General features: G+C 58.8%; 16 protein-coding genes and 6 pseudogenes. 15 read left to right on the top strand and 7 right to left on the bottom strand.

What is annotated here, in order from left to right; genetic code table 11:
* Nucleotides 1-187: 187 nt before the first annotated feature.
* Nucleotides 188-457, top strand: a pseudogene (locus NKI47_RS32910) (transposase); the annotation flags it as partial.
* On the opposite strand, the gene NKI47_RS32905 reads toward NKI47_RS32910, so the two are convergent.
* Both NKI47_RS32905 and NKI47_RS32900 read right to left on the bottom strand, forming a co-directional pair.
* The gene (locus NKI47_RS32905) at nt 402-2,168 is read right to left on the bottom strand and encodes a DNA methyltransferase (RefSeq protein ID WP_352595617.1); all 1,767 of its coding nucleotides are present in this window, start codon (nt 2,166-2,168) and stop codon (nt 402-404) included. The pseudogene NKI47_RS32910 and the gene NKI47_RS32905 overlap by 56 nt on opposite strands.
* A 44-nt stretch (nt 2,169-2,212) precedes the next feature.
* Nucleotides 2,213-2,605 carry a hypothetical protein gene (locus NKI47_RS32900; protein WP_352593203.1) on the bottom strand — a complete coding sequence of 131 codons (393 nt, stop codon included), beginning with the start codon at nt 2,603-2,605 and terminating at the stop codon, nt 2,213-2,215.
* A 653-nt stretch (nt 2,606-3,258) separates the two neighbouring features.
* Here NKI47_RS32900 and NKI47_RS32895 point away from each other — a divergent pair.
* On the top strand, nt 3,259-4,914 hold the full coding sequence (locus tag NKI47_RS32895) for an MFS transporter (RefSeq protein ID WP_352595614.1): 1,656 nt from the start codon (nt 3,259-3,261) through the stop codon (nt 4,912-4,914).
* 32 nt (nt 4,915-4,946) lie between these two features.
* Nucleotides 4,947-5,496 (top strand): annotated as a pseudogene (locus NKI47_RS32890) (ABC transporter transmembrane domain-containing protein); the annotation flags it as partial.
* Here NKI47_RS32890 and NKI47_RS32885 read toward each other — a convergent pair.
* Together NKI47_RS32885 and NKI47_RS32880 are read right to left on the bottom strand one after the other, a co-directional pair.
* A complete protein-coding gene (locus NKI47_RS32885) occupies nt 5,471-6,076 on the bottom strand; it encodes a cold-shock protein (protein ID WP_352595612.1) in 606 nt (201 codons plus the stop codon). The pseudogene NKI47_RS32890 and the gene NKI47_RS32885 overlap by 26 nt on opposite strands.
* Nucleotides 6,077-6,349: 273 nt before the next feature.
* Nucleotides 6,350-6,566: pseudogene (locus NKI47_RS32880) on the bottom strand (3-methyl-2-oxobutanoate hydroxymethyltransferase); the annotation flags it as partial.
* Nucleotides 6,567-6,712: 146 nt separating this feature from the next.
* On the opposite strand from NKI47_RS32880, the gene NKI47_RS32875 reads away from it, so the two are divergent.
* On the top strand, nt 6,713-7,675 hold the full coding sequence (locus NKI47_RS32875; RefSeq protein ID WP_352469024.1) for an NUDIX hydrolase: 963 nt from the start codon (nt 6,713-6,715) through the stop codon (nt 7,673-7,675).
* A gap of 7 nt (nt 7,676-7,682) precedes the next feature.
* Here the strand turns inward: NKI47_RS32875 and NKI47_RS32870 are convergent.
* Nucleotides 7,683-7,958: pseudogene (locus NKI47_RS32870) on the bottom strand (transposase); the annotation flags it as partial.
* A gap of 209 nt (nt 7,959-8,167) precedes the next feature.
* Between NKI47_RS32870 and NKI47_RS32865 the strand changes: the two are divergent.
* On the top strand, nt 8,168-8,452 hold the full coding sequence (locus NKI47_RS32865; RefSeq protein WP_352595609.1) for a hypothetical protein: 285 nt from the start codon (nt 8,168-8,170) through the stop codon (nt 8,450-8,452).
* 162 nt (nt 8,453-8,614) lie between these two features.
* On the opposite strand, the gene NKI47_RS32860 is transcribed toward NKI47_RS32865, so the two are convergent.
* Entirely contained in the window at nt 8,615-9,301 is a 687-nt protein-coding gene (locus NKI47_RS32860) for an isopentenyl transferase family protein (protein WP_352595606.1), read from the bottom strand.
* A 734-nt stretch (nt 9,302-10,035) separates the two neighbouring features.
* Between NKI47_RS32860 and NKI47_RS32855 the strand changes: the two are divergent.
* A pseudogene (locus NKI47_RS32855) lies at nt 10,036-10,370 on the top strand (PIN domain-containing protein); the annotation flags it as partial.
* A 227-nt stretch (nt 10,371-10,597) separates the two neighbouring features.
* Here NKI47_RS32855 and hemN read toward each other — a convergent pair.
* The gene (gene hemN, locus NKI47_RS32850) at nt 10,598-11,938 is read right to left on the bottom strand and encodes an oxygen-independent coproporphyrinogen III oxidase (RefSeq protein ID WP_352595605.1); all 1,341 of its coding nucleotides are present in this window, start codon (nt 11,936-11,938) and stop codon (nt 10,598-10,600) included.
* 516 nt (nt 11,939-12,454) lie between these two features.
* Between hemN and NKI47_RS32845 the strand changes: the two genes are divergently transcribed.
* The 9 genes and pseudogenes from NKI47_RS32845 to NKI47_RS32805 form a co-directional block, all read left to right on the top strand.
* Nucleotides 12,455-12,820 (top strand): hypothetical protein, encoded by a 366-nt coding sequence (locus NKI47_RS32845; RefSeq protein WP_352595602.1) that lies wholly within the window; start codon nt 12,455-12,457, stop codon nt 12,818-12,820.
* A gap of 161 nt (nt 12,821-12,981) precedes the next feature.
* Nucleotides 12,982-14,142: a porin gene (locus NKI47_RS32840; protein ID WP_352595600.1), complete on the top strand. Its 1,161-nt coding sequence runs from the start codon at nt 12,982-12,984 to the stop codon at nt 14,140-14,142.
* 14 nt (nt 14,143-14,156) lie between these two features.
* Nucleotides 14,157-14,365, top strand: a pseudogene (locus NKI47_RS32835) (bifunctional hydroxymethylpyrimidine kinase/phosphomethylpyrimidine kinase); the annotation flags it as partial.
* Nucleotides 14,366-14,767: 402 nt separating this feature from the next.
* The gene (locus NKI47_RS32830) at nt 14,768-16,300 is read left to right on the top strand and encodes a Fic family protein (RefSeq protein WP_352595598.1); all 1,533 of its coding nucleotides are present in this window, start codon (nt 14,768-14,770) and stop codon (nt 16,298-16,300) included.
* Between the two features lie 172 nt (nt 16,301-16,472).
* Nucleotides 16,473-17,219 (top strand): hypothetical protein, encoded by a 747-nt coding sequence (locus tag NKI47_RS32825; protein ID WP_352595597.1) that lies wholly within the window; start codon nt 16,473-16,475, stop codon nt 17,217-17,219.
* Between the two features lie 229 nt (nt 17,220-17,448).
* On the top strand, nt 17,449-18,273 hold the full coding sequence (locus tag NKI47_RS32820; RefSeq protein ID WP_352595596.1) for a hypothetical protein: 825 nt from the start codon (nt 17,449-17,451) through the stop codon (nt 18,271-18,273).
* Nucleotides 18,274-19,189: 916 nt separating this feature from the next.
* Nucleotides 19,190-20,527: a serine hydroxymethyltransferase gene (glyA, locus tag NKI47_RS32815; protein ID WP_352595620.1), complete on the top strand. Its 1,338-nt coding sequence runs from the start codon at nt 19,190-19,192 to the stop codon at nt 20,525-20,527.
* A 54-nt stretch (nt 20,528-20,581) separates the two neighbouring features.
* A complete protein-coding gene (metK, locus tag NKI47_RS32810) occupies nt 20,582-21,757 on the top strand; it encodes a methionine adenosyltransferase (protein WP_023679684.1) in 1,176 nt (391 codons plus the stop codon).
* Between the two features lie 108 nt (nt 21,758-21,865).
* Nucleotides 21,866-22,757: adenosine kinase (locus NKI47_RS32805; protein ID WP_352595594.1), on the top strand; the 892-nt coding region annotated here is incomplete at its 3' end.

Raw genomic sequence — 22,757 nt, 5'->3', positions numbered from 1 at the left:
CGATAGTTCACTTCACATGGGCCGGGTGTGACGAGATGGATGAAGTCACAGGCGACGGCTATGCCGAATTGCTCGACGACGGCTCGATCGAGATCACATTCGCATATCACAACGGCGACGAGGCCATCCTCAAGGCAATACGTCAGACTTCTTCAACAACCTGCTAGAGGCTGATTACGCTTCGACCCGCATCAACCACTCGGAAAGCTACAGCGACGGCCACGGCAAGCACACCAACATGGTGGAAAGCTATTTCAGCCGCCTTCGCCGCATGGTCGCTGGCCAGCACCACCACGTTTCGCACCGCTACCTGTGTCAGTACGCCAATCACGCCGCATGGCTGGAAGATCATCGCCGCCGGTCAAATGGCGGCAATGCCTTCGCCCTGCTTGGCGGCGCGCTCAACCACCCAGTTTCGCGGATATGGGCTGGCTATTGGCAGCGGGCGTCGGTCTAAGTGACCCGCGCACGACGCGCGGGTTGAGGTGTACATTTTGACCGGCTTGAGGGAGTTCTTTTGTGAACACCAATGGCAACTCTGGCGCATTTCGATCTGGCCTCTTGCCGGTTCCGGTGCGAGATGGCTTCGAAAAGGCAGCGTAGGGAAGGGTCTCTATTGGAGGTAACTGTGGTCGCTGGTTCTGGAACCATTCGTCTATCGCCATAATTTGGATTCTAGGAATTGACCCATGCACAGTCTTAGCAAAGCCGGCGACGACGGCTTCCTTGAGCATTTCCCGAGTCGGCGCATTCAGACAGATAAACAAACCCATCTCTGCCTGCTCGCGCTCAATGACGCCGCGAAACTCCCGCACCATAGCCGGATTAACATTCTTTCCCGCCTTAACTGAGGTAAGCAATCTTCCGTATGATCGGCCGGGGCCATTAGGGAAAAACAATTCTCCATCAATGCCTCGGTCGGCACCTTTCTTCACTTCCTTCAGAAGATGAACACCTAACAGATAATTTGCCCACCACTGGAACTGGAACGGATCGTTCTTCGCCAAGTCGGCTGCAGTTTCGTAGTCGGCTGGGATGCCGATTGATCTTGGAACACGCAACGCGCCGAAGTGCTCGCCAAGCCGCTCTTCGATCACGTGGATAGCGTGAATTGATACATCGATACCAATCCAACGGCGACCTAGGGTCTCAGATGCGTGAACTGTGGTTCCGCAACCGCAAAATGGATCAAGGACTAAATCGCCCTCATTCGACGACGCCTTGATGATCCTTTCCAGCAACGCGAGAGGCTTCTGGGTCGGGTAGCCAATTCGCTCTGCTGACTGTGGGTTAAGCGAACTGATGTCAGTCCAGCAATTGCCAACTGGGGCGCCAGTATCATCATCCATCCTAAGCTTGCGGTATGGCTTGCCATTGGAGGTCCAGCCAAGATCGCCTCGCATGTCGATAGCTGCCAGTTTGTCCTCTTCCATTCGCCAGCCCCACGGACTTGGGTCATAATCTTTGTACACGTAGCTGAGGTTTTCTCGCGCCCCCATACTCGGTGAGCGAACTACCGGACCATCCGTAAACGGGCCCAAATTGTCGACTCTGTCATACTTTTCAAGTAATTCCTCTTTTGAAAGAGGTCGCTTAATTCTCTCTATACGGAGAACTGCGTCGTCGCTTTTTGCATAGAATAGTATGGAATCCGTGTCTGGGCTATACCGCTTTGCTTGATGCTGTGAACCTTTTGGGTTTCTGGATCGACGCCACGTTACTTCATTTCGATAGTTTGCAACGCCAAAAATTGCATCGAGTATTATTTTTAGGTAATGGCTAGCGGTCGGATCACAATGCAGGTACATGCACCCAGTGTGCTTTAGCGCGCGATGAAGTTCCACCAAACGAATAGCCATCATGACCAAATAGGCCATCATATCGCTATCGCCCAGCGCTGCGCGAAGCGCTCGAACGATGGCGCCGGTCTCGCCGCCGACCGTCGTCAAGAGATGCTCGTATGCGCGCTCTGCCTCGTAACCCCATATCCAAAAATCTAAAAATGCCCCCACTTGAGCGCTGCTGACATCTTCACGGGGGCTTTTAAATAGAACGTTGTATCGCGCATTGCTGTTGAAAGGCGGGTCGAGATAAATAAGATCGACGCTGCCGGGCTCGACATATTTTCGAGTGACATCAAGATTATCGCCGAAATAAAGCTTGTTCATCGCCGCCACCTTTGCCACGCCGTTTTCAGAATAAACCACGAAGGTTAATTAAGATGAATCGCGCTCAACCAAGCTTTTCGGCGCTGCCAATTCTTTGTGCCTTGGTGCCGGATCGGCTCGACAAGGGACACGCCCCAGCCCTTCGCCTGCACGATGCGGCGCGCCGTCTCTTTGTTCGTCGCGCTGCCTTCCGCCTCGTGCTTCACGATCAGCCTGTAAAGTTCGCCCTTGCGGAAGCGGTTTGGCTTTCGCCGTAAAGGCGTGATCAGCGCCGGGTCGCCCTGATAGCCAAGGATGAGCAGTACGGCGTCAATGTGCTGAAGCTGGTCGGCCAGGTTCGCACCCTTGAACCGAATCGCGCCGGAAATCTCCGCACGCTTCGCGACCAGCGTGTTTATCGCGTGCTCATATCGGGTGGAGCGGACAATTGGGGGCAACTCTTGGCATCCCCGGATTCTAGGGGAACGAGCTACCGCGTGCTTGGTCTATGTTGGTGCGTTTTGCTACATAAGACCGCAAAAGCCTGACCTTTGCCAGTCTTCTACGGGCAAGCGTTCGCGCCAAAAGTTCAAAGCCGCGTCCATAACATTCAACAATGAAAGCCAGCCTCATCAGATCGAGCAGAAAGTCGTCGATGGCATGTGTGAGCGCGTCAGACTTCTGTTCAAGCTGAAGCAGCAAGGCGCGCGCCTCTTCGATCGCGGCCCGGCAACCGTCTGCGTTTATCAGGAATCAATCCTGTCTAAGATCTGCAAGCCCTCACCTCGCCCCAAGCCAGACTCAGCGCATCGAACGCCGTTGGAGAGAGTTTCCGACGAAAGAACATCGTCGCGTTTCGCGAAAAGGCATCGCTCGGCAAAGTGCCCGTTGATGAAGCATGCTGCGTCAAACGACAAGCAAGAATCCGGGCTCCACCCCGTGATGTCTTCGAAGGCGGGGTGAGCCGGCTCGGGCATGCGTCTCGGCCGCAACCCTTAATCACGAGGAACTGTGCCGCAAGGCAAACAGTTTCTCTCTATTCTTCTAGCCGCCACGGTTCAGCCTAGATTACATGGGAAAACGGCAATAACGCAAAGCAAAGGTTGGCAAAATGAGTAGGGTGGCTGGATCAAATGATGATTTGGCTGCACCAACGACCTTTGCGCCACTTTTGCAGCCCACCTTTCGTTCGATCTGGCTCGCCACGCAAGTCTCGAGCCTCGGCTGGTTGATGCAGACTGTTGCCATCAGTTGGCTGATGGCTACCATCTCGACTTCCGATCTGATGGTTGCGCTGGTGCAGGCTTCATCGAACCTGCCCGCTTTCATTTTGTCCGTGTTCGCCGGGGTTCTCGCTGACAATTTCAGCCGTCGCAGGGTTATGTTCGCCGGCCGCTGCCTTATGGTGATAGCATCTGCGATGCTGACCGCTGTTGTAGCGCTGGGCTTTCTCGACCCATGGATGATTCTCGGCTTCAGCTTTTTAATCGCATGCGGCGGCGCTCTCAACGATCCCGCCTGGCAGGCGTCGGTTGGCGATATGGTGGACCGGCGCGATGTTCCCGCTGCCGTTACCCTGCTTTCCGTTGGCTTCAACACCGTACGGACCGTGGGCCCGGCGCTCGGCGGCATCGTGGTTGCCTCCTTCGGGCTTTTGGCCGCTTTTACCGTGACCACCCTCACCTATTTGGTACCCTTGGCTACCATATGGCGCTGCAAGTGGAAGGTCCGCTCGTCGCCTCTTCCGCGCGAGTCGATGAGGAGGGCCATCTATGACGGGCTGCGCTTCACGGCGATGTCATCGGAAATCAAAGCGGCGATCGCACGCGGAACCCTCTTTGGCCTGGCGAGCATCGCCATACTCGCGCTGCTGCCGCTGATTGTCCGCGACCAGTTGGGAGGAGGCCCGCTCGCCTATGGCACGCTCATGGCAGGTTTCGGAACAGGCGCGGTCTTCGCCGGCCTCTCCAACAGCCTGTTCAGACGGAGCTTGTCGCAAGAACAGCTGATGAGGCTCTCCTGCGTCGCCTGCGCGGCGTGCTCCCTCTCCCTGGCGCTTACCTCTTCGATCGGCGTGGCGGCAATTGCACTTGCTTTGGGCGGCGCAGGCTGGGTCACTGCCTGGTCCGGGGTTGGCGTGAGCGTGCAGCTGGCAAGCCCGCGCTGGGTCGTGGGGCGCACGATCTCCATCTACTATGCATTGATAGACGGCGGCATAGCGGCCGGCAGCTGGGTGTGGGGCACCGTTTCCCAGAATCATTCGCTGACCTGGGCGCTAGAGGGTTCCGCTGCGGCCCTGCTGCTCGTTGCTGCAGCCGGCGTTCTGTTTCCTCTTCGCGAGCGCCGCGAGTCCGAGCCCGATCCTTTGGAGGAATTCGACGCCCCAGCTGTCGCTCTCAGTTTGAAGCCGAGAAGCGGCCCGATCGTGGTCAAGATCGAATATCTGATAGCCGAGAGAAATGTCGAGGCCTTCCTCGACCTCATGCGGCAGCGGCGTCATGTACACAGCCGCGTCGGTGCTCGGAACTGGACGCTCCAGCGCAACCTTCAGAAGCCTATGCAGTGGACAGAAACGTTCCGAACGCCGACCTGGACCGACTACCTTCGCCTCAATCATCGTCTCACGGAAGTAGACAAGGAATTGGACGAGCGTGTCTTCCAGTTACACGCGGGAGAGAAAGCGCCTCAAATGACGCTTTCGATTGAGCGGCCGACAAGCTCGGCCCGGAAACCCGACCAGTCAATCCTTCACCTTCCCCGTCATTGAAGCCTGACCTTCCCATATCTGGGCATCAGCGATCGTTAAAGATCCGGGTGATGGATGAGAATCTCGGCGGCATCCGTGTCGTGCGTGCCTTCGCCGCGCAGCCGCACGAGCTGGAAAAGTTCGACCGCGCCAAGGAGGACGCGCCTTGATCTCGCCAATGAGGGCGTTGACATCCGTGTCGGCAACACCAGCGCCATGAATTTCTCGTTCCTGACCGCCATGGGCCTGGTGCTCTGGTTCGGTGGCCAGAAAGTGATCGCAGGTCAAATCAGCGTCGGCACGCTGGCCCTGTTGCTCACCTTCATGACCATTCTACAGATGCCGGTGCGCTAGCTCGGATTGATGGTCAACTCGTTCGCGCGCGCCTCGACCTGCGGCACGCGGCTGTTCGAGTTGCTCGACGCCGAACTTGACATCGAGGACGCGGCAGGCGCCAGGGATCTCGTCGTCACCGACGGCGTGCTGCGCTTCGACAATGTCGGTTTCTGCTACGCGGGCTCGGGCGGCCGCCCGACGCTCTCCGGCATCTCCTTCGAGGCGAGCAATGCATCGCCGTCTAGGCAAGGCGAATGCTCCGGACTTCCCAGCCTTTCTTGCCTTGCCCGCATTCGACAAACACCTTCTGTCCCGCCACCAGCACGCTGAGCCCTGAGCGCGTCAGGGCGCTGGCATGAACGAAGACGTCCTTCTCACCGTTGTCAGGAGCAATGAAGCCGAAGCCCTTTTCGGGTTTGTACCACTTGACCGTGCCCCCGCTCTCCAGCTGCGCACCGGTTTCAACGAAGGTCCCTCCAGCGACGCGCGTATGTGACGGAGTTTTCGCGCGGTGATCGCCGATCTCCAGCACCTGCGCGACTTGATGACCTTTTGGACTTTTTTCGACCGTGATCTTGAGAGGCGTTCCCGCGGCAACATCCCGGCTTCCGGCCGCCTCTAACACTCGCACGTGCAGATAGGCCTCCGTGCCGTCCGACAGTTTGACGAAGCCAAAACCCTTGCTGACTGTGAACCACAATACCTCCGCATCGACAGGATCTGCCGTCACGGTCGGCGGGCGCTGAAAATAGCTTGGCTCGGAAGTCCGTTCCGAAAAGGAAACGGGGTCATCGTCATAGCGATGCCGGCGTGGCTCGCGATGGTCTCGATATTTGCCCATGATCATCTCGACTGGCATGGATGGCGCACTGCGCTACCGTCAAGATAATCTCAATCGGGCGACGCGTTTATGTGAAAAAGGCCGTGAAGACCGCAGCTGTGCCCGGCCTATCGGCCGAACCCTTTGAAACTAGATTCATTTCCCCTGAAACAATAGTGCCGGCGAGTCGATTTACTGACTCGCATAGGTTGTGTTGGAGCGAGAGTGCGATGATGCTGGCGCGGGCGCACTGGAAGGGCTTTATCAGGCATTGCGGAAAGCGTGCTCCGGGTTTCTTCAAAAGGAACCGAACGGCGGGTCGACGACCATTTGCGCCGGCTCCAGGCCACGGGGCAGGCCTGACCGTGCATGATCATCATCTCCAGCGTCACGCCCAACGTCGACGCCAAGCCGTGGAGAACCATGCCGCGCTGTCGCCGACGAGAACAACGTCGCAATGTCGATCGACGAGCTTTGAATCGGCGCACTCAATGGGCCTCCTTCCCCAAGCACGGATGTCGCGTTGGCACTTTTTGTGCAGCTGCGAAGAGCTAAAATCGCCACGACGGGTGGTGTTGACGCGCCGACAATTATCAGACAAAACGGAATTCAATCGGTTCAGCCGCCTACGCGGCAGGGCTCTGCTCAACGACGTCGGGGACCATGGACGATCGCGCAAAAGGGATTAGGAAAGGCGGAGCTGGAGGCAAGGCCAACGACGTCAACGCGGACTTGATCGCCGTTGTGGTCGCCATGGACAGCAGCGCCCCCTGCGTTCTGACCATCCCGCAGGCAAACGCCCTGCCCTCCGGCCCGTTCGAGCTTGCTCACCGTTCGCTGCAGTCGGGCCTCAGGGGATGGGTGGAACAACAGACCGGCCAGCCGCTCGGCTATATCGAACAGCTCTACACCTTCGCCGATCGCGACAGGGTTGGCGCTGACGACCGCGTGGTCTCTATCAGCTATCTGGCGCTCACCCACCAAGACGAAGCTGGCGACCCGGCCGGGCGACACTGGGGAAGCTGGTACGACTATTTCCCGTGGGAGGATCACCGCTCCGGCACACCGGCGGTCGTGTTGGACGAATTGCGGCCGCGCCTGATGGAATGGGCGGATGGCACTGACGACGGTACGACACGCCTCGACCGACGACGGCGGGCGGCGATCGCCTTCGGCTTTGACGACCGCCATTGGAACGAGGAACTCGCGCTTCAACGTTATGAGCTGCTCTACGAAGCCGCCCTGGTGGAGGAAGCAATACGCGCCGGACATTCCGCTGCGCCCACCTCGGTGTCGGGCAGATCGATGATCGCCGATCATCGTCGCATCCTGGCGACCGGCATTGCGCGGCTGCGCTCCAAGATCAAATACCGGCCGGTCGTATTCGAACTGATGCCGCCGGTCTTCACGCTTTTGCAGCTGCAGCGCACCGTGGAGGCGCTTGCCGGCAGGCTCGTGCGTAAGCCGAACTTTCGCCGGCTGATCGAGCAGCAGGAGCTGGTCGAGGAGACCGGTGAGACAACCGCGGAAACCGGCGGCCGGCCGGCGCAACTTTATCGCTTCCGTCACGCCGTTCTCGACGAGAGGGTGATAGCCGGAACAAAATTGCCGCTCTCGCGGGCTTGACCCGCCTTGCGCCAGCAGCCCTGACGATGTCGCGGACGGCTTGGCCCTTGTGAGAGCCGGGATTGTCGAGAATGACGATGTCGCCCGGCTTCAGTGTTTTGTTGAGTTCGGTTTCGACATAGACGCGAAAGGCCTGCGTATTGATGGGTCCGTCAATGACCCAAGGCGCCTCCACCCGATCATGCCGCAGCGCGGTGATGAAGGTCATCGTCTTCCAATGGCCATATGGTGCGTGGGCCATCAGCCGCTTGCCGCGCACACCCCAGCCGCGCAACGGCGCCATGTTGGTCTTGACCCATGTTTCATCCAGGGAGACCAGGCGCGTAGGGTCAATGCGGGTCTGATAGCGCATCCATTGCGCACGCCCGCGCATCAGCTTTGGCTTGAGCTGCTCGGCCGGCAGATCGGTTTTTTTGAAGCTCTTGCCCTTGCGGTGCAGGAAGCGACCGACGCTCGCAGGAGACCACGTTCAGCCAGTGCCGCCGTCAATTGATGAAGCGTCATGTTGGCATCTCGCTCAACCTCGCCCAGGACGAAAGCACGGTGCTCCCCGTCGATCAGATAGGGCCGATGACCACCCATCCTGCCGGGTGCCGCACTGCCACGGCGACGCTTGCGGCCTCGGGCGTTTCCTGGGCGAAGGCGGTGGCGATGAAAGCCGAGACGACGCCACAGACTGGGCTGGCGGATAGTAGTTCGCGAGTCAGCCACGGTAGCGGTCGCTACGAAGCGCGCAGCACTTTGTCATCGGTACATTCCGTCCCATGCCTGAAATGAGCAGTGCAGCCATGTCGCCTCCTCCGCAGTCACCGTGGCGAAAGCAATCCTTCCGCTGCCACACGGACCTAATGTCGCCTGGCACTAGCTTGCTTCAGCAAACCACTTAGCGCAATTGGAGCTACCGTGCCCGCACCGCAGGCGAGGTCCGGGGAGGTTTGCTCACTCAGTTTGCCATTCTGGAAAGTCGCGTTCTTGCCAACGCGCATATTCGAGATATTCTCTCGCAATCGCCTCTACAAGATCTTGTTGGAGCTCTTTGCGAAGGCACGGCATTTCGCTGATTGCCAAGCTGTGCTCTCTCGCAAAATGAATGGCGCAACGATATCCGTCAACGTCTTCCAAAGTGGGACGGACTGCATCTTCCTTCCACTGATCCGCAAGTTCCTGCAGCAATGAAGGTTGTCCTTCTCTTGTGACAAACATGTCTGTGACCCGACGCTTGGCTCTCTCCAGAAAGGCGTCCGAGTTGCCGAGCCGAAACCGCCTTACATGCCACCGAAAAGCGCCATCCCAATGCTGACTTCGCGCCATTAAATTCAGAAGGGAGATCGAACCGCCTTCGAGGATGAGCCCCGGCTGGGAACTACGCTCATCCACTTGCATTATCAGCTTACGATGGGCGGTCTCGGCGTCGATGATGCCCGCGGTTAGCGGGCGCGAATCCAAGTAGATCCGCAGGGTAGATTGCAGTTCGGAATCCGAGGGACGCCCGCTGCCGGTGGCGATTTGAGGACAGCATTGTACACGATCCAGCGCAATGACCGGCCATCCGGTCTCTCGTGCAATTTGGATTGCCGCGTCTGTTTTGCCGCTGCAGGTCGGCCCGTAAATCAAATAGATTAGCATGTGTATGCCGCTTAGTTTATCGGAACTAACCGCCCCCCAAGCACAAGATACTCGGTAGGCTTTCACCGGACTTGTCGCAAACATTTTGACAAGCGGCGATTATGGCCTGAAACGACGCCATTTTCCAACTTTGTGAAGTCCGAAAGGGCGCAAGCAGCCCGTTCTGGTCGTTCAGTCCAGTCACCAACGCCTCTGTTTGACGTTTGACGACGGTCCACTTTGCACATCTCATGCCGACTGTGACGCAACGCGGCACCGCAGGATGGTGACCTCGTTGTCTCCGGCAAAAGATCCTTGCGCGTCTTGGGTTAATCGAGGCGGCGGCGCACGGGCGCCTTATTGTCTCGGAACATGGCCAGGAAGGCGGCTGATCAACAAAAGTGGAAGACGGTGTCCCGACGACCTCACCGATTTGTGAGGCGACCGAGGATCCGCCCGACATCGTCGATCTCGTCCTCGAGGTGGGCCGTGTGCCGGCCGCGCCGCCAAAGCCTCCTCCCCTGCCGGTCCGGCTGGAAGCCTCGTCGAAACGGCACAGGAGTACACCAAAGCCGCCAGCGCGCAAACACACAGACCGCCGGCGCCAAGGATTTGGCGCTTTTTGCGTGGCGTCCGCTCCGATCTTCCGGAAGGGGAGCTGGCTGCTGTTTTCTGGGCACTCGCTGCGCATCGCCGCTGCGCAACGCGGAACTGGACATCGAGCGGCTACGCGATGAACCGTATGGTCTGCCATTGTGAGGCTCTTGCTCGACACTAATGGCCTCTCCGAGGTGACGAGGCCGAGCCCTGACGCGCGCGTGCTGGAATGGATGACGGGCTCGATGAAGACCGCTCATTTATCAGCGTTGTGTCGATCGCCGAGATCCGGCGCGGCGCTGCCCTCATGGACAAAGGTCGGGAACGTGACGCACTGGCCGGATGGCTCGCCCGGGACCTGCCGCAGCGCTTCGAGCCGAGAGTCCTGCCCGTGGACGAAGCCCTGGCCTGGGGCGACCTGACGGGCTTCGCGAAGCGGCGTGGCCGCGGTCTGTCATCGATGGACGGGCTGATTGCAGCCACCGCGATTTCCTGACCCATCACATGGCGGGGATATTCATGCGCTGACGGCGAAACACCCAGATGTCCCGCACCTACCACGATCAATATGGAAACGCCTCGGTGGCAGCCACGAGGTCGATGTCATTGAAGATGAGATGAAATAGGCGGATCAGCTCTGCTTTTCGCATCCTTGACGCGCGCTTCATAACAGGCCTCGGCCGAGGGCGTCGAGTTTAGCTTCCGGTTGGATGCTTGCCCTTACCTGTGGCTATGCTTACGGCCATCCCGATCGAGAAAAGCATCGAACGCGGCAGCGACAGCGCGAATTACAAAGCGATGCTCCCGCCGTACGCGGACAAAACCGTTTTCGAAGTCCACTATCCCGTCCTCGGCCAGCATCGCCAAGCGTTCAGCTGAATCGAGAAGACGGATCGGATCAGATCCGTGGGCGGCACAGATTGCCTGCACATCGGCCTCGAGATCGCACATTACTCGCTCGATAATTGCGGCGCGCACGCGGTCGTCGTCGGTGAGGCGATAGCCCTTTGACGTCGCCAGACGGCCAGCTGCGATGTGCTGGATGTAGGAATCCCGTGTAACTTCGTTTTGGACGTACCCCTCGCCGACGCGGCCGATAGCCGACGCGCCGAAACCGATCAGGGTTCTGCAGGTGGTGGCCGAGTAGCCCAGCGAGTTACGCCGCAGGCGACCCGTTTTCTGTGCCAGCGCGAGCTCGTCGTCCGGCAAGGCGAAATGGTCGAGCCCGATCTCGCGGTAGCCGGCGGCAATCAGCGTCGCGGCCACGGCCGCATACTGTTCGGCGCGGGCAGCGCTGCCCGGAAGAACTGCCTCCTCGATGAGGCGCTGATTCTTTATAAGCGACGGGATGTGCGCATAGCCGAACACCGCAAGCCGGTCGGGGCGCATTGCGACCGCCGCCCTCGCGGTCTCGACGCAGGACTGCACCGTTTGATGCGGGAGACCGAAGATGAGGTCGAAGTTGATGCGGCTTACTCCATGCCGGCGCAGCATTTCCACGGCAGCCGACGTCTGCGCCTCACTCTGAACCCGGTTGATTGCTTTTTGAACAATGGGATCGAAGCTCTGCACGCCGAGACTCACACGGTTCACGCCGGCTGCTCCTAAGGCCTCGGCCATCTCGGCCGTGAACGTGCGCGGATCAATCTCGACGGCAACCGTAGCTGTTTTCGTGAGAGCGAAGCGGCGTCGCAGGAACTCCATCAGAGCCAGGAACTCGGCTGGTCCTATGAGAGACGGCGTTCCGCCGCCGAAATGCATGTCGCTCACGGGCAGCGTCTGCGGCGCTCGCTCCGAGACCAAACGGATCTCGTCACGCAGGGCCGCCAGATAGTTGAGGATCGGCGCATCATGGCGGGTGATGGTGGTGGGGAAGCCACAATACCAGCAAGCTGATCGGCAGAACGGAACGTGGAAATAGAGCGACACCGGATCGTCAGCCGGCAGGTTCCTGAGCCATTCCTCATAAGCCTCGGCGCCGACCGCCCCAGAGAACTCTGACACAGTCGGATAGATAGTGTACCAAGGCAGGCCGGCCTCGCGATATTTTGTGGTCTGCAACAGTTACCGTCCCATGCTGATAACCGCCAACCTTACCGCTGCGCTCGCCTGTGTCTTTGCGCTATGTCAGTCCGTTCCGCTTTGGGCTCGAAACTTGTATTTCTCAGCAACAGCGGCCGTTCAGTCTTGGCTGGTCGGTCAGCGACTGGCCATGGCTGTTCCCGCCGCGACCCTCACGCGCACCGTTGGTTCCACCATCCCTTCCCTTCAGCCTGCGCCTGGTCGAGTAGATTCTGCTGAGCGCGGCTGCCGCATCCAACGAGATAACACGGCGTTGGGACCAGACTTTGCTCGCCAGCTAGCGCAGCCCCATAGTGATCTCTGGCATCTCGATGAGCTCGTTGTGTGAATTGCTGGCAAGAAGCATTAGCTGTGGCGCGCCGTCTATCAGGACGAGAGGCTGCTCGACGCGACCGTCAGGTCGGCCGCAATGCCAAGGCCGGCGCGCCTACTGACTCCGTGGTGGAGGCAAGGCTGCGCGTCAGCGCGTGATTACCGATCATCGCGCTCGCCAAAATGATGGCGTCGTACCGAGCGGTGCCGCCGCATGATGTCTCAACGTCGGGGCTCACAGCAAACAAAGCTGTCGCCATTGAACGAAACTGTCGCGAAGCGAACAGACGAACCGTAGCCGAAACGTTTGCCGTTCGTGCTTGGGTTGATCCGCAAGGCAAAAAGGAAGGAAGAGCGAACCAAGGTCCGCCGGCACACTTGAGCTTCAAGCCGCAGCTGCGTCGTCAGGATGGCACGTCTTTTGCTGTAGAAGCCTTTGTGACGGCCCGCCCACAACTAGCGGAGATGACGGGGATGATTTGTACAGAAATGTTGGATGGCGTCGTCTCGGCGATTATTATATTTGTAATAACAATTGCATATTTGTAACAATAACGCCCAATCATATTCTCAATTTCTGATGAATATCTGGCGTGACGAGCGCATCAAACTGCTCAAATTCAACTCAATGCGCATCGTTATCGACTGTTTCCTTAGCAAGAGTTCATCACTGACGTCCATTCCTTTTACTCTTTGAACGGAGATCAACAATGAACATTAGGAGCCTCCTCCTCGGCTCAACTGCGGCACTGATTGCCGTTTCCGACGCTCGCGCCGTGACCGCCGTTGCCGAGCCTGACCCGACTGAGTACGTTAAAGTCTGCGACGTCTACGGCTCGGGCTACGTCTACATTTCAGGCACTGAGACCTGCGTGCGCATCGGCGGCTATGTCCGTTACGACGTCGGCTTGGGCCATGTCGGAGTGGTTGATCACGCAAGAACCTCGGATGTGAGGACTGGTGAGCATCAGGGCACATGGCAAAACAACACGCGCTTCACATTGAAAACTTGGACCGGCCAGGAGACCGAACTCGGCACGTTGAAGACCTACACCGAAACCCGCATGAACTTCGGCAACCGCCACACTTCGGTTTCGGACAGTTCTCGGTCCTATGCCTTCAACGGAGACAGCACCTTGACTTTCGCCTGGATTCAGCTTGGTGGCCTCCGAGTTGGTAAGGACTGGTCGGCCTTCGACATGTTTATTGGCGGCGCGGGTGACGTACTCAACCAGACGCCGGTTCCGTACGGCGCTTTCGATACCAATGTGGTTCAGTACTACTTCGACGCCGGGAACGGCTTTTCGGCCGTGGTTTCGCTCGAAGAAGGCTCGGGCGTGGTCGGCACAATCGACAGCTACGCACCGCACGTAGTCGGCGGCTTGAAATACACACATGGCTGGGGCGCGATCACCGGCGTTGCCGCTTATGATAGCAACTACGAATCGGTGGCCGCCAAGGTCCGTGTCGACATCAATGTCACCAACGAACTGTTGCTGTTCGGAATGCTCGGCTACGGTTCCAACGGCAAGCTCAACGACGACTCCACGAACGCCATCGACGCTCATGGTCGCGGCTTCTATAAGAGTTGGGGCGGGAACTGGGCTTTCTGGGCTGGCGCCGCTTACGAGCTCAACGAGACAACTTCGTTCAAGCTTCAGCTCTCCGGTGATCAGCTCAAGAACCATGGTGTCGCTGCAAACGTCGCCTATGCGTTTCTTCCAGATTTCACAGTTACGGCGGAACTCGACTATGGCCGATACGGTAACTTCGCCGTCGGCAAGGTGGACGGCGCTTCCAACATGAATTGGACCAACGCCAACAAGAAGAGCAGTGTCGGCGGAATCCTGCGTTTCGAACGCTCATTCTAACGGATGAAAGGGCGCTGAGGCAGGCATCGCATGTACTTGTCGTCGGCGGATCAGACTCCAGTGGGGGTGCCGAATCGCGCGCGATATCGAGACGCTCTCCTCCATGGGCGTGCGCAGCTGCCTTGCCGTCACTGCGGTGACGGTGCAAACACACGACAGCGTCACGGACATCCTTCATCTGCAACCCGGTCTGGTGGCCGATCAGATGCGTGCAGCGATCTCGCGGGCGTCGCGGCGTAGTGAGCGCGGGCGCGGCGTGATGATCGTGGCGGGAGGGAGAGGTAAGGAGCGTCTTTCCTTTGAGAATTCGCGTTTACGGGTACCCACGATGCACAACGGGCGAGTTTTTCAAAGAGGCGCGTCCTCCTTCGAAGCGCTTCGGAGGGCCAGGCTCTAGGCTCGCCCCGAGCCCCTGCGTAGCCTGCGGGGGAGCTGGGTCTCGGCCCATCCGGGTAACGATCCTTCGCGCGGCTATGGAAACGATCGCATCTCCCGATTATCGCATAAAAAACTTGTTATCGCACGACTTAAAAAACTTGCAACTCAACAGCATCATTGACTTGTCGCTTATCAGCACTATATACTTGTAATCGCACAGCTCTAAAAAAGTTGCAAAGGCACGGCCATGGCCAAGCCCCATGAAAAACTCGCTGTATCACTGGCCGGCCTCAAAGAGCTGCAGGAGGGTGGGCGGCGCATATTCAAATCAGATGAGCTGACCCGCGTCCACCGGGAGCGGCTGCTGCAGAACGGGTTCCTGCGCGATGTTATCAAAGGCTGGCTCATGTCGACCGGCCCGCAGGCACGGCAGCAAGACACCACCCCTTGGTACGCGAGCTTTTGGGAGTTCTGCTCCCTTTACTGCAATGACCGGTTCGGCAAGGACTGGTTCCTCTCACCGGAGCAGTCGCTGCTTCTGCACGCGGAAGCGCCCACTATTCCGCCTCAGGTGGTGGTGAACGCCCCCAAAGGCACGAATAACAAAATCGACCTGCTGTTCGGCACTTCGCTCTATGACCTCAAGGTCAAGGAGATGCCGGCCGAACTGACAGAGAAAAACGGCCAGCGCGTGTTCACTGTCGAGGCCGCCCTTACCCGGGTGCCGGAAGCGTTCTTCCAGCGCGCCCCTATCGAGATGCAGATCGCCATGGCGTCGGTGCGCGACGTATCAACCGTTCTGGCCCTGCTGCTTGATGGCGGCCATTCCGCCGTGGCGGGACGGCTTGCGGGGGCCTTCCGTCGCGTAGGACGCGACTCCTTTGCCGATGAAATCGTGGCCGCCTTCAAAGCCGCCGGCTATGACGTGCGCGAATCCGATCCGTTCGCGGGACAAATTGGAGTGACAACTATTGCGGCGGGCGTACCGCCGTTGGTCGCCCGCCTGCGCGCGATCTGGCAATCGCAGCGCGAAGCCATCATCGAGATATTCCCGAAGGCACCCGGACTGCCGTCCGACAAAGACGCCTATATGAAGTTCGTCGAGGATATCTACGAAAGCGACGCCTACCATTCGCTGTCGATAGAAGGGTACAGCGTCACCCCGGAACTCATCGACCGGGTGCGCGAGGGGAGCTGGAATCCGGAGATTGATGAAGAGGACCGCAAGAACCGAGATGCGCTTGCCGCGCGTGGCTACTACCTCGCATTCCAGAAGGTCAAAGACTCTGTTGCCGGGATCATCAACGGCAAGCCAGCCGGCGCGTTGACGCGGGACACTCACCGGGAGTGGTACCGGGAGCTGTTCGCGCCGTCAGTGACCGCCGGCATCCTCAAAGCCAGCGCGCTTGCGGGATATCGCAATCACCCTGTGTACCTGCGCGGCTCGCAGCACGTGCCGCCGCGTACCGAAGCGGTGGCCGATGGTATGAATGAGCTGTTCGACCTGCTGGAGGCGGAGAAGGAGGCCTCCGTGCGTGCCGTGCTGGGGCATTGGCTTGTGGGCTATGTGCACCCCTATCCGGACGGCAACGGACGAATGGCGCGGTTCCTCATGAACGCGATGCTGGCTTCAGGCGGTTACCCCTGGACAGTCGTCAGAGTCGATGACCGGAAGGCCTACCTCGCAGGGCTGGAGGAGGCGAGCGGCAATATGAATGTGAAAACGTTCGCCGCCTTTCTCGCCGAACGGGTGAAGTGGTCTATGGAGAAGGCGGCGTGAGGTCGGTGGTGTGCCATGTTTAACTTGCTTGTCTCGGGCCACGGCGAGTGGTGGGAAACGCCGCCGTTCACGTCAACCATTGACCGGTTCAAGGAATCTAGCGGCGCCGAGGCCGAGGCTATCGACCTCGCGCCCTGAAACATTGCGCCGGCTGGAGGAAATCCCGGCGCTTTTGATGTACGAAGTCGGGGCGGGAGGCCCGCACGCGCGCGTGGTCCGGCACAGCCGCATACGCAATATCGTTCGGCGCGGACACGAACTGGCCTTCACCTTCGAGCCCGATCCGAAACATGCCTTTCTCGACCGGTCAGCGGTGTTGAGAATTGCGGACCGGCTGGGCATTCAACAGGTCGAACAGCACCGTACGCACTGGGCGATCAAGGATGGTGACATTCCGGCCGAGCTGATTGCCACCAGCACCGCTGAACGGGCGCAGCGCACCGTTGCCGCGGTTGCGGCAGAATATGTAGAAGCGCGCCGCGAGGGACGAAGGAGAGAAGCTGCCGAACTGGCCGAAGAACTGGAGGATTTTCCTCCCTCGCTGGAGAAAGCATTGTCGCTCGTGCCGGCGCGTATCCTTCAGCAGCCGACACCCGAATTATACCCGATCCTTGGGATAGAGCCCCGCACGCCCGAAGGCCGCAACGCCGTCGTGGCCGTCGTCGCAAGGGATCACAATGGGCAGGACTTGCCTGCCGACTGGTCATATTCGCTGGCGTGGTTCCTGGACCTTTACGGCAGCGCGACGGAAGCGGGGCGCCTTGACGGCGCGCTGGCCGAATGCGCAACGCATATGATCGCGCTCGGCACTGGCGAGGGGGAAGCTGCCGCCCCGGTTGAAGATATCGGCTACGCACTCTGGCGCTGTTCGCGAAGCCCGAAACTCATCGGCGATCTGCGCCGGGAATCGCTGAGATAGCGCAGGAGGTTTTGTCGCTTACCAAAATCAACTGGAACTCGACCCAGATCAATCAGAAGCTTCCCATTCCAATTCTAGCAGCCAGAAGAGTGGGTGAGCTCTTTAAATATCTATCCGAGGAATCGATAAGCTCAGACTATCGCAAGTATGCATAGTTTTTTCTGTTATATGGTCTGGTCGGCTGCAGGCAAAGAGCCCCGGATAAACTTCAGCACGAAAGCAAAATTGAATGAAGGTGGGCTACACGGAGTTCTCATTTGGGTATGCCTTCACCGAAAACCTTATCCGGTCATCGTCAGCCGCACCTGTATCCGCGCCGGTCTTTCCAAACCTCATACAGGAGGGGCATTCTGGCTTTGACATCCGCATCAATTTCCCAGGGGTTCCGCTGTTTTTCCAGTACAAGCTTCCGGAGCTGATGAAGCGAGGAACTGCGTTTGAGATTGCGAGCGGACATTGTCCCGGTTTGTCGATACCATTTTTTCGGATTGCGATGATGCGCAGGGATGTGTCGCGTCAGCATGAACTGCTTCTTCGGCTTGAGGCGCGCTATCCGTCAAACGTCTTCTATGCGGCTCCTTGTATTGCAAACATCAGCGATTTCGACCGCTCTTATAATGGAGCAACCGTAGCACGGCAGTCCATTTTCGTCTCACCAGGGGATATTGGGCCCTTGCCAGACGACAAAGCGTACAGCCTTGCCTATAAACCTAGACTGGCAACTGGATATTTTTGCTCGAAACCCAAGCCCACCAAAGTTCAAACATTTGATGATCTCGCTGCGCTCTTTAAGGAGCAGTTCGCCGAGAAGCGTTTTGCGGAAGTCGGCGAGGCGGCGCGTGAGATGCGCGAAAACGTACTTGAGCTTGCTTCGCCGTCAATGCGGCAAGCCGAACAGCTCATTGCTGAACGGGTCGGCGCGAGACGCATTCAGATTCTAGACGGCGCAGCCAGACCGCCCGAGGAAGAGCGCGCAGTCACTGACATTCTCGGAGCGCGGGAAATTGCGCGTGTCGATCTTGGCGTCGACCTGCTGGTGGCCCAACCACGCTAACGACATCATACCTCGCTGATTAGCCCAGCTTTTGTCTAGGCCACAGTTATGAGACTACGAACTACTTGGCCAGGAAGAAGATCGGATTGAAAGCGAACTTCCTTGTCATCTTTGCATCACGGTCAGTCTGCACGAGATTGACCGCTGCAAGCCGGGAGCAAGACCGGGCTGCGCAAACGTTTGCAACAGATCCTTCAAGGAAATTCATAGACTCTTAGCAACTCCGGTTCGCTGTGAATGGTAGGCTTATTGCAACGTTTGAGTCAGTGGGGTCCGAACCGTGGCTTATTCTCCGACCCGCCGAACTGCGTGCAATTTCGGCTAAAGGCAATGGCAAGAAGAGCGCCCATCTTGTTTGTTCGACACAGCCATATCGGCTCAAAACAGTATCTTCACGGCCACCGAGATTGTCCGGTCGGTGGACAAGCAACCATATTATTTGGTTCGAAAGCTGCAACGTCTGTGGAGAACGCGAAATGACAAATTCAGTAGGACGAGTGCCCAGGCTTTCCAAGTGGCTTGGTCCTGACCAATGCTGACACTGGTCAGTCGCCTACGGACGGCAGCGCATTTAGATCGCCTTCGAATTCTAGGCCTTTGCGCGCACGCGGACCTAACTGTCTGCCAGCTAGCGGAGATTCTGGGTCTGCGTCGTGAGCACGTTGTACGACACGTCCGGCTGCTGGCCAGAGCCGACTTTCTTTACTGCAACGAACAACGTCCGTGGTGCTCGTACAATCTCAAAACAGGAGGTAAGGACGGCGGGCTGGTTCAATTGTTGGTTGATCTCCTGCCCCACGGCGATGGCTATCACAAACGAGACCTTCAACGGCTCGAAGCGGTACGAGACACGCGGCCGAAGGGGACCGCATGCTTGACCGTGAAATAGGTCATCCAATTGGAGCGCGAAACCACCATGGACAACTCCGCCGACGGCGCCATCGCGCCGCGCGACACTTACGGACGGTCTCGATTGGCCGCGGTTGATTGCCGCGTTCACGAACTGCTTCTGAGACAGGAGCGGCAGGAGCGGACGACCCTTAAGCTCATCGCCTCAGAGAACTTTGCGTCCTCGGCCGTGCTGGAAGCGAACGGCTCGATTTTCACGAACAAGTACGCCGAGGGGTACCCCGGTGCGCGCTACTACGCTGGAAATGAGATCGTTGATGAGCTTGAGAATCTAGCCATTGAGCGCTTGAAAACACTATTTGGCAGCGAGCATGCCAACGTCCAGCCTTATTCCGGCTCGCCGGCCAACCAGGCTGTCTATCGTGCGCTTTTGAGCCCCGGTGACAAAGTCATGGGCTTGCCCCTCCCGGAAGGGGGCCATCTGACTCATGGTTGGGCCCTCAACTTTTCCGGAACTGACTATCAACGCGTCCCCTATGGACTAGATGAAAAGACACAGCAGATTGACTATGACCGCTTGCGCGAGACAGCCAAGCGGGAACGGCCGCGGCTCATTTGGGTCGGCGGAACTGCTTACCCGCGTGTCTTTGACTACGCGGCAATGGCAGAAATCGCCCTGGAAGCGAACTCCTATCTCGTAGCCGACATTGCGCACATCAGCGGACTGATTGCCGCGGGAGCGCACCCGAATCCCGTGCGCCATTGCGACGTGGTCAGCAGCACCTCCCACAAATCGATCCGCGGTCCCCGCGGTGGTTTCATTTTGTCCAGGAACGAAGATCGCTATCAGGCCCTGTATCATACAAAGAGCAAATACAATCTCGCCAGACGAATAGACCGGGCGGTCTTTCCTCACCTGCAAGGCGGGCCCCATATGAATGCCATCGCTGCGCTAGCAGTTGCCTTGCACGAAGCCGCGAACCCGTCCTTCCGAAGCTACGGCCAACAGACCGTCAAGAATGCCAAGGCTCTTGCACAGGCACTGATCGAGCGAGGGTATGACCTGGTTACCGGGGGGACGGACAATCACATGCTGATCCTTGATCTGCGCGATCGACCACTATCGGGCAAGGCCTATGCCGAGCGGCTAGCAAAGGCAGGCATCATCACAAACTTTAATATGGTGCCTGGCGACCCGCGGGATCCGGCGGTCACAAGCGGAATTCGCCTGGGGTCGCCAGCAGTGACGTCAATGGGCATGCGCGATGTGGAAATGGTGCAAATTGCTGGCTTCATTGACTGCGTCCTCCGGCGGCCTGATGACGAAGATCTCCATGCCTGCGTGCGAAGAGACGTTGCCGATTTGTGCGCTGCGTTCGAGGTCCCGGGCATCACCAACAGGTAAGGTGGGCTAAGCAAAATGCACCATATAACTCCAACACCCGAAACGAGGCATTTCATGGCTAGGCAGTTCGTGTTCTCTTCCGAATCGGTTGGCGCGGGACACCCGGATAAGTTGGCCGACAACATCTCGGATGCCATCCTCGACGCCATCCTCCGCACCGATCCCAAGGCACGCGTCGCCTGTGAAGCGTTGGTAAAATCAGGGATAGTCGTTGTGGCTGGCGAGATTACTAGCGATGCGCGGGTGGATTATAGCCAAGTTGCGCGCGATACGATTCTCGATATTGGATACGACGATGAGGCTGTCGGCTTTGACGGCCGGCGTTGCTCCGTCGTTCATGCACTCACCGAGCAATCGCCCGACATTAGCCAGGGCGTTGACGAGGGACGAGGGCAGGACCTCCAGCAGGGAGCGGGAGATCAGGGCCTCATGTTCGGCTACGCATGCCGCGAAACCGATACCCTGATGCCTTTGCCGATCCAGCTCGCGCATCGCTTGACGAAACGACAGGCAGATGTCCGGAAAGCACGACAGCTTGGCTGGTTGCGTCCTGATATGAAATCCCAAGTCTCAGTGCGCTATGAGGGGTTGCGCCCGGTCGCCCTTGATACCATCGTCGTATCGACCCAACATGACGAGCAGGTCTCGCAAGAGACGGTCCGCGAGGGCGTCATTGAGGAAATCATAAAGCCTGTCCTGCCGACCCACCTGGAGACGGAAGGCATCAGAATTCTGGTCAACCCGACGGGGAGGTTCGTAGTCGGCGGGCCGCGCGGCGACTGCGGTCTCACTGGACGCAAGATCATCGTCGATTCCTATGGTGGGATGGGTCGTCACGGCGGCGGCGCCTTTTCGGGCAAGGACCCGTCCAAGGTTGACCGCTCAGCTGCCTATGCGGCCCGGTATGTCGCAAAGAATATCGTCGCTAGCGGACTTGCGGACGTCTGCGAGGTGCAGCTTGCTTACGCAATCGGCGTGGCCAGTCCGGTTTCTGTCATGGTCAACACGTTCGGAACAGCGAGGGTTGAGGAAAGAAGGATCGAGCGCCTCATTCTTGAGTTGTTCGATCTCAGACCGAAGGGCATTATCAAGATGCTTGATCTCTTACGCCCTATATACCGCAAGACCGCGACCTATGGCCATTTCGGCCGTGAAGAGCCTGATTTCACCTGGGAGAAGACAGACAGGGCCGACGAATTGCGTCGCGAGGCAGGACTTGCCGCCCCGTGAGGGCTGGCGCCGAACGGATTGGCAAGCGCAAAGCCCATTCCCACTGGCCAGACCCGCCCGCGGCCGGCATGCCAGAAAGCCGGTGGGCTTTTGGCGGAGACATCATTGATGCCGGACTATGACGTGCTTTGTATCGGAAATGCCATCGTCGACATCATCGCCCAGTGCGATGAGGCGTTCCTGGAGACCAACGGCATCATCAAGGGCGCGATGAATTTGATCGACACGAGGCGCGCCGAACTGCTCTACAGCCGCATGGGCCCGGCCATTGAAGCCTCGGGCGGCAGCGCCGGCAACACGGCGGCGGGCGTCGCCTCCTTCGGCGGTCGCGCCGCTTTCTTCGGCAAGGTCTCCAACGACGCGCTCGGCAAAATCTACGCGCATGACATGCATGCCCAGGGCGTCGCCTTCGACACAAAACCGCTCGATGGCGAACCGCCGACGGCGCGCTCGATGATCTTCGTCACGCCGGACGGCGAGCGCTCGATGAACACCTATCTCGGCGCCTGCGTCGAGCTCGGCCCGGAGGATGTTGAGGCCGACAAGGCGTCGGGCGCCGCCGTCACCTATTTCGAGGGCTATCTGTGGGACCCGCCGCGCGCCAAGGAGGCGATCCGGCAGACGGCGAAGCTCGCCCATGCGGCGGGGCGCGAAGTATCGATGACATTGTCGGATTCGTTCTGCGTCGACCGCTACCGCGACGAGTTCCTCGACCTGATGCGCTCCGGCACTGTCGACATCGTCTTTGCCAACAGCCACGAGATCAAGTCGCTCTACCAGACCGCGTCCTTCGACGAGGCGCTGGCGCGGATCCGCAAGGATTGCAAGATCGCCGCCGTCACCCGCTCGGAAAAGGGCTCGGTGATCGTGCGCGGCGACGAGACCGTGACCATCGAGGCGACCAGGATCCGCGAGCTGGTCGACACCACCGGCGCCGGCGACCTCTATGCCGCCGGCTTCCTCTACGGCTACACGCAAGGCCGCAGCCTGAAGCAGTGCG

Source organism: Mesorhizobium sp. M0633, assembly GCF_040320645.1.
Lineage (GTDB): Bacteria > Pseudomonadota > Alphaproteobacteria > Rhizobiales > Rhizobiaceae > Mesorhizobium.
The sequence above is the reverse complement of the archived record's forward strand: the minus strand, read 5'-3'. Positions and strand labels throughout refer to the sequence as shown.

Bases quoted from the DNA above. Each gene is read 5' to 3' on its own strand.
- NKI47_RS32875 (WP_352469024.1), top strand. From the start codon at position 6,713: ATGGACGATCGCGCAAAAGGGATTAGGAAAGGCGGAGCTGGAGGCAAG.
- NKI47_RS32860 (WP_352595606.1), bottom strand. From the start codon at position 9,301: ATGCTAATCTATTTGATTTACGGGCCGACCTGCAGCGGCAAAACAGAC.
- NKI47_RS32845 (WP_352595602.1), top strand. From the start codon at position 12,455: ATGATGGCGTCGTACCGAGCGGTGCCGCCGCATGATGTCTCAACGTCG.
- NKI47_RS32905 (WP_352595617.1), bottom strand. From the start codon at position 2,168: ATGAACAAGCTTTATTTCGGCGATAATCTTGATGTCACTCGAAAATAT.
- NKI47_RS32885 (WP_352595612.1), bottom strand. From the start codon at position 6,076: ATGATCATGGGCAAATATCGAGACCATCGCGAGCCACGCCGGCATCGC.
- metK (WP_023679684.1), top strand. From the start codon at position 20,582: ATGGCTAGGCAGTTCGTGTTCTCTTCCGAATCGGTTGGCGCGGGACAC.
- NKI47_RS32820 (WP_352595596.1), top strand. From the start codon at position 17,449: ATGAAGGTGGGCTACACGGAGTTCTCATTTGGGTATGCCTTCACCGAA.
- NKI47_RS32830 (WP_352595598.1), top strand. From the start codon at position 14,768: ATGGCCAAGCCCCATGAAAAACTCGCTGTATCACTGGCCGGCCTCAAA.
- NKI47_RS32895 (WP_352595614.1), top strand. From the start codon at position 3,259: ATGAGTAGGGTGGCTGGATCAAATGATGATTTGGCTGCACCAACGACC.
- NKI47_RS32865 (WP_352595609.1), top strand. From the start codon at position 8,168: ATGAAGCGTCATGTTGGCATCTCGCTCAACCTCGCCCAGGACGAAAGC.
- NKI47_RS32840 (WP_352595600.1), top strand. From the start codon at position 12,982: ATGAACATTAGGAGCCTCCTCCTCGGCTCAACTGCGGCACTGATTGCC.
- glyA (WP_352595620.1), top strand. From the start codon at position 19,190: ATGGACAACTCCGCCGACGGCGCCATCGCGCCGCGCGACACTTACGGA.